The sequence below is a fragment of the Pseudomonas sp. AL 58 genome (assembly GCF_036348395.1).
Classification (GTDB): domain Bacteria; phylum Pseudomonadota; class Gammaproteobacteria; order Pseudomonadales; family Pseudomonadaceae; genus Aquipseudomonas; species Aquipseudomonas defluvii.
In genome coordinates this window covers 1-535 of the sequence record NZ_JAZBQR010000076.1, presented here as the reverse complement: position 1 = coordinate 535, position 535 = coordinate 1, and the positions used below count along the sequence as shown (strand labels likewise).

At 62.4% G+C, this 535-nt stretch carries 1 pseudogene; it reads right to left on the bottom strand.

Annotation, left to right across the window (positions count from 1 at the left end):
- A pseudogene (locus UIA24_RS23125) lies at positions 1 to 535 on the bottom strand (phage tail sheath subtilisin-like domain-containing protein); the annotation flags it as partial.

The following is a 535-nucleotide window of genomic DNA, read 5'->3' as shown; positions in this document are numbered from 1 at the left end:
GATTCAGCTCGACTTGAATGTCGTTGCCGAGGTCACCCTTGAACTTTGCCGTCAGCGTCACGACAGCGCCTGCAGCCTGAGCAGTAACAGGCAGGTCAGTAGCGGCGTTGATGCTGGTCGCCAAGCCGGTGGCCACGGCCTCAGCCGACGCCGAGGCAACCACGGCAGAGCGCACACGCTGGCCAGCCACGTACAGGTTGATCACGCCTGCTGCTGTCACATTGCCCGTTACGGTAACGCTGCAGGTCGCAGTCGCGCCAGTGTCGACCTTCAACGGCAGGCACCAGACCTCACCGGCGATATCGATAGCGCGGTGCATTTGGTGCATTGCGGCCAGCATCGAGCCGGCGCCGCCGATGGCAATGGCTTCAGAGGTGCGCGACACCAGCACCAGGCTACCGATTTCGGCGGCATCGGCGTTGTCGTTGACCTGGCCAATGATCAGGCGGCGAAGTCCGGCACCGGCGCCGCTGTTCGCCATCGAGTTATCAACCTCGGCGTAGAACAGCGGGACACGAATATCAGACGGAATGTT